3 protein-coding genes and 1 pseudogene are annotated in these 5866 nt (G+C 61.0%); 1 reads left to right on the forward strand and 3 read right to left on the reverse strand.

What is annotated here, in order from left to right:
- Positions 1-266 precede the first annotated feature (266 nt).
- Positions 267-1304, forward strand: a pseudogene (locus HPC46_RS33445) (IS3 family transposase).
- A gap of 1393 nt (positions 1305-2697) precedes the next feature.
- On the opposite strand, the gene HPC46_RS33450 reads toward HPC46_RS33445, so the two are convergent.
- The 3 genes from HPC46_RS33450 to HPC46_RS33460 all read right to left on the reverse strand — a co-directional run bounded on the left by HPC46_RS33450 (position 2698) and on the right by HPC46_RS33460 (position 5781).
- Positions 2698-4035 carry an SLC13 family permease gene (locus HPC46_RS33450; RefSeq protein WP_179476303.1) on the reverse strand — a complete coding sequence of 446 codons (1338 nt, stop codon included), beginning with the start codon at positions 4033-4035 and terminating at the stop codon, positions 2698-2700.
- A 407-nt stretch (positions 4036-4442) separates the two neighbouring features.
- Positions 4443-4967 (reverse strand): DoxX family protein, encoded by a 525-nt coding sequence (locus HPC46_RS33455; RefSeq protein WP_325096869.1) that lies wholly within the window; start codon positions 4965-4967, stop codon positions 4443-4445.
- 1 nt (position 4968) lies between these two features.
- Positions 4969-5781 carry a crotonase/enoyl-CoA hydratase family protein gene (locus tag HPC46_RS33460; protein WP_325096870.1) on the reverse strand — a complete coding sequence of 271 codons (813 nt, stop codon included), beginning with the start codon at positions 5779-5781 and terminating at the stop codon, positions 4969-4971.
- Positions 5782-5866: the final 85 nt, after the last annotated feature.

A 5866-nucleotide genomic window follows, 5' to 3' on the forward strand; every position in this document is an offset into this window, starting at 1 on the left:
GATCGGCTTACCCGTCTCAAGCACGATCCGCACAGCGCCCTCACGGAACTCCCGGTCGTACTTCTTCCGTTTCTCTGACATCGCTACTCCTTATAGCCGATGCCTCCACGGTCTCGGGGGAAGGCCACCTTGCTCTGGGTTTCATGGAGTCGGTTTGCTCGACTTCTGGTCACGACATCCGCCGAAGGAGCCGAGCAGCTCACGGGCCCTTTTGAGGATGGCGACCTCGGTTTCCAGCTCGCGGATGCGTCTATTGGCCGCACTCCATGCCCAAACGTTTTCCCGAAGAGTTCCGCCGCAAGGTGCTCGACCTTGTCGCCGCCGGCCGTCCGATCGCGCAGATCGCCGCCGATCTGAACATCAGCGATCAGACGATCTACGCTTGGCGCAAACAAGAGCCCATCGATTGCGGGAGCCCAACGACCCAAAAGGCGGTACGCGGCCATAGCCACTATGGCCGCAGAAGGACTTCCGGTGCAGGTCGCGTGCCGGCTTTTAGAAGTGACCGACTCGGGCTACTACGCATCGCGCAGTCGGGCGCCCTCAGCTCGGGCCGTCCGCCATGCCTAGCTGACCGAGCAGATCCGCGCCGTGCACACTGCCTCTCGTGGCACCTACGGTGCCCGCCGGGTGCACGCCGAACTGCCCCTCGGGTTGGGTCTACAGGTCGGCTACAACCAGGTCGAGATGCTGATGGCCCGCGCGACCATCAAGGGCCTGCCCGGTACTCGTCGTCCCCGGCCCCGCCACGAGACGCCCACGGCGACGGATCTGGTTGAGCGGATGTTCACCCTCGATGCCCCAAATCGGTTGTGGGTTACCGATATCACCGAGCACCGCACCTACGAGGGCAAGGTGTACTGCGCGCGGTGGTGCTCGACACGTTCTCCAGGCGGGTCGTCGGCTGGTCGATCGATTCGAATCAGACCGCGGCGTTGGTCACCAACGCGCTCGGTATGGCGATCAGCAACCGCGACCCCCAGTCCGGTGGGATCATCCATTCCGACCACGGCGTGCAATTCACCTCCTGGGCCTTCACCGACCGCGCCAAGCGGTCCGGGTTGGTCCCGTCGATGGGGTCGATCGGTGACTGCTACGACAACGCGATGATCGAATCATTCTGGGGCAGAATGCAAACCGAGCTACTCAATCGGAAACGCTGGAAGACGCGGATCGAGCTTGCGAACACAATCTTCGACTACCTCGAGATCTTCCACAACCGCCAACGCCGTCATTCCGCTCTCGGCATGCGCACTCCGATAGAGTTCGAACTGCTACACCAATCCGTCCAACCCGTGGCCTGAAACCAAGTGTGGCGACACCACTGAACCCAGGGCAGTCCCATGTCACTACGCCACGCCGTACCTAACGTCTGTGGTCAGTACAGCTAGGCACTCGTTCGCGATCACGGCACTTCAAGAGCGGAGTTCACCGTGGCTGGGCAATCTGCGACACAACACCTGCCTCCGAGACCCCGACCTCGCGGCGGCCAGCGGGAAAGAATTCTGACGCATTATGGCAAAATGCCAACTTGTTGTCGATCCGTCCTCGGCGTGACAAGATCCGCAGCAGCGGCGGTGCCGCGAACTCATTCAACAGCCATTCGCCAAGCCGCTTCTGCGACAAACCGCGGATGGCGGCTTGATCGAGAGCCGTTAGGCAGGCCCCACGCCGGCGGCCCCGTCAGGCCACTTGCGGTGGCAGGGCCGGTGACTGAAAGCCCGTTGCAACAGCAGAATTCGCAGTCGAGGCGCGGTTGCTTTGCATGCCGTGCCGATACCGGCCGGTATTGCTGAGATCCAGCTTGAGGTTCGCTCGGTAGAACTTCAACGCCTAATCGTCGATGTCGAAACGCGCCGCGCCGGCCACGTCGGAGCGAGGCGCCGTCCCCGTCCGGCTGAACCGCTCGGCGGCGTTGGCGCACCTGGCATCGTCATCAGCGGCATTGGTCATATCGTCGATTATCCGTCCGATCTCACCAGTGCCAATCGACGTCGTCGTGATGGCACACCCGGTGATCTGATCGCCCGAAACTGGGGTTAACTGCACCGCCAGGTCGATGGCACGTGGCGGCGGGTATGAGCAAGTTCGTCATTGTGCCGGTGGGAGCAGCTGTTCGGACTCATTTCTCTCCAGGTTCGCTGACGAATTGTTACCACGACAGAACTCCTGAACCGCGAAAGTCGTTGTGCATGGTTGGATCTCGCAACGTCGATTTGCCGCTCATTACGGGGGTACTCCCGGCAGTGGCGTAGCTAGGCCACACCAATGCGCGCCTGCCCGGCGTGTGCCTGTCAGACCTTGAAACCTGCACGGTATACGTCAGCCCGCCGTTGGAGCGCCCATCTCAGCTCGAAGCTCCTGAGCGGGATCGCTTCCATCTCTTGTGTACTGCAAGAAGACGTCGGCCAGTTGTGGAGATTCGCCGTCGGGTATCCGCATAGCCGTGTCGGGGATGGCTGCGCGCGTCTGGATTCTCCACCGATCGTCCCGTCGGGTGGAGGTGTCGATGTATCGGCGTCAATCACTGCAATTTACAACAGATTTGGTTATGCTTTCCGTGTGACGGTGCGGCGGCACGCACAGCTGATGCCACTTGACCTTCGCGAGATTATCTTTGTATCTGTAATGCCCATCAGGGACATCAATCGGTCTTGATGTCAGCTTGTGCCGACTGGGCAAAAGCGTGACCCTGCATCACGCTACTCCCGGAAGAACAAGAACGAGCCATACCAGTCCTGGGCCCACCGCGGTTATCACCGCACCATAAATCAGCATCGATCGGAACACACTCTGTCGAGCATCCGGGGTGGCGTTGGCGATCGCCGAGGCACCCTGGCCGGAGAAAGGGCTGACGTCGACGATGGTGCTAGCTACGACGATGAGTCCGATCACTGCCAGGACACTGAGATCGGATTGCTCGAGCAGCGGAATGGCGGGTGGGATGAGCGCAGTCATTACACCTGTTGACGATGCGAATGCTGAAACTAGCCCGGCCGCATACGCCAGCAGCAGCGCGGCGATCGTTGGAGCGACTGCGCCGGCCAGAAATGAGCCCAGGCGGTCCATGGTCCCGATCTTCTCGATGACACCGACATAGGTGATGGTGCCCACTACGAGAAATATCAACGGCCACGGGACATCTATCAGTGCCACGGTATCGTACTTTGACTTGAAGATTGCGAGGGCGATAGCGCATGTGATTGCCATCAATCCGATATCTAGACCGCCAATGGCACCCGCGACGAGCAAAGAAAATGCGACCATCGTCAGAATAATGTCCAGGCTAATTTTCTCAGTTTCTTGGTTTGACGGTGGGGCATCGCCGTCTGCGCCGAACTGCCGTTCAGGCGCGATAGCTCTTCTTGTGGCCGCATTGCCGCCGAATCTAGAGACTTCAGTTTCGTGGGACTGAACACGGGCCGTTGCTGCGGCCGAGGCTCGCTCTTTCGTGAACGCAAAGAATGCCGCGACGATCGCAGCTGCCACGAAGTTGACTAGGAAAGCGGTCACAAATATGCCAATCGGATCGAATGGCATCGCATACTGCCGCATCATTCCGGATACCACGATGCCGAATATGCCAAGTGGCGAGAGCGCGCCTGCGCCCGCTCCATGAACCACCATGATGGCCATGAACGTTTGCGAGATCCCACGGTTTGTTGCCAAACCCATCGCGACAGGAGAGATAATGGCGGGTGCTGCCGGAACCCCGACGGCCGCGAGAAGAGCAGCCGTCGAGAACATCATCCACGGGATGAGGGCGACGCGTCCTCGTGCCAAGTTCACGGCGCCCTCGACAAACCAATCAATGGTGCCATTGTGTCTGGCAACGTTGGCAAGATATGTGACACCAACCAGCAACAGGAAAATGCCGACGGGGAATTCTGCAAGGATTTTGCTTGTATCCAAGCCTGCCACAAAAGTGCCGAACAGGAATGCTCCGGCGAACAGGAGGGCTCCGAGATTCAGCGGCCTAATCGTCGCCAGGACAAACCCGAGCGCGAGGACCAGCACTCCGATGAGGTCGTGCATGGTGATCGATCAGCCTTTCGCCTTTGTGAAGAGGCAGTAGGGTGGCCGACCTGCGGGTCGTATGAACCGTGCAGACATGGGGCCGGTCGCCGAGCAGAGTCATTCGCCAGCATAATCAGCAGCTGCATCCAGGATACTGGAATCCTATGAGTTGGCTCACGCTGAGTCAACGATGGAAGCGACCGCGGGGAGTGTTCAATATGGAACGGGGTTGTGGCGAAGCGCGCGTAGGTGACGGTGGGTTCGCGGATGCTCGCGTTTCAATGTTGCTCAGTCAGAAATGATTTCGGGTTTGTTGCGCTTCAACCAAGGCCACGTCTCAGGACGAACTCGCCATCGTCTACCGTGCCGCCGCCGCCCTGAGTCCTGGAGCGCCGCAGCCCGAGGTCTCGGTGGCGCCGAAGTTCTCAGCGCGTTGCAGCAGGCCTGTAGAACGCCAGGAACTGAGCAATGCCGCCAGCCAGCCCGAGCACGGTTGCGAGGCCGAAGCCCCACCAACCGTTGAGCAGATGTTGGAAAGAAGCGTCGGCAAAAAACTCGTGATCAAGGCTGTATTGTCCCGCTCCTACGGTTGCGACGGCGACCGCCGCGACAGCCAGGATCAGGTTGTACTCCCAGCCATCCTTGACGATGAAAAAGCCATTGCCGCGGTGGACGGTCCACGCGGCAACCAACATCAATGCAACGAACGCCGCGGCGTGCAGGGGGGTGAGGAGCCCGGCCGCCAAGAGAATCCCCGCACTTAGTTCGGTGGAGGCAGCCACACGAGCGTGGAGCGCCCCGGGCTGCATACCGATGCTGTCGAACCAACCTGCGGTGTCGGCGAGGCGGCCTCCTGAAAAGAACTTGTATCCGTGGGCGGCCATGGTGAACCCCAACGTCACCCGGAAGATGAGCAAGCCGAAGTCGAGAGCAGAGCTACCGGTGTCCACGTCACTCACCTCTCCATGCAGGCGCACGTTTCTCGGCGAAGGCCGTGGCGCCTTCCTTGGCGTCGTAACTGGTGAATACGGCGTCCACGGCACGCGCGTTCTCCATCCACACCGCCTCCTTCCAGTCCGACCCGGTGGCTGTGCGGTGGATCATCGACTTGGTTTCGCGGACGGCCAGTGGCGCGCCCGCCGCAATTTCCGCAGCAAGTTGGCCCGCCATCGCCAAAACAGTCCCCGCCGGGGCAACGCGATTGACCATTCCCAGGCTGTGTCCGTACTCAGCCGAGATCGGGGCCCCGGTGAGGGCCAGCTCCATCGCTATCTTTCGCGGGATCTGCTGCTGTAACCGAATCACACCGCCGGCTGCGGCGAACAGGCCACGTTTTACCTCTGGCAGGCCCAGCTGCGCATTCTCGTCGACCACGGCGAGGTCTGCGGCCAAGAGCAATTCGGTCCCGCCGCCGAGCGCGAACCCGTTGACCGCGGCGATGGTGGGTTTGTTGACCCAGTGGCGGGCGAACCCGCAGAATCCCCATTCCGGGTGGTCCTTTGCGTGCACCGCTTGTCCAGCCGCCAGCGCCTTCAGGTCGGCGCCCGCGCAGAAGGCACGTCCTGCGCCGGTCAGAATGATCACTCGCACTGCCGCGTCGGACTCGGCGTCTTCGATGAAAGTGCCTACGGCCGTGGCTAGATCGGCGTTTACGGCATTCAGGGCCGACGGCCTGTTCATAGTGATGGTCGCGACCCCGTCGCGGACCTCGTACAGCGCGCATGATCGCGCTCGTCGAAAGTCCTCAGGTGTGCTCGCCGAAATTCCTCACCTGTGAGCAGCGGTCAGTGTAGTTGTTGGCGGTTGCCGGTGGTGGTTCGGCGCAGGGTTTCGGCGGCTGCTTGGTGGT

Origin of the sequence: Mycolicibacterium vinylchloridicum, from assembly GCF_013404075.1 — a bacterium.
Classification (GTDB): Bacteria; Actinomycetota; Actinomycetes; order Mycobacteriales; family Mycobacteriaceae; genus Mycobacterium; species Mycobacterium vinylchloridicum.

What these genes read in the sequence shown, in the direction of transcription:
- HPC46_RS33450 (WP_179476303.1), bottom strand. Translation starts at nt 4,035, where the DNA reads ATGCACGACCTCATCGGAGTGCTGGTCCTCGCGCTCGGGTTTGTCCTG.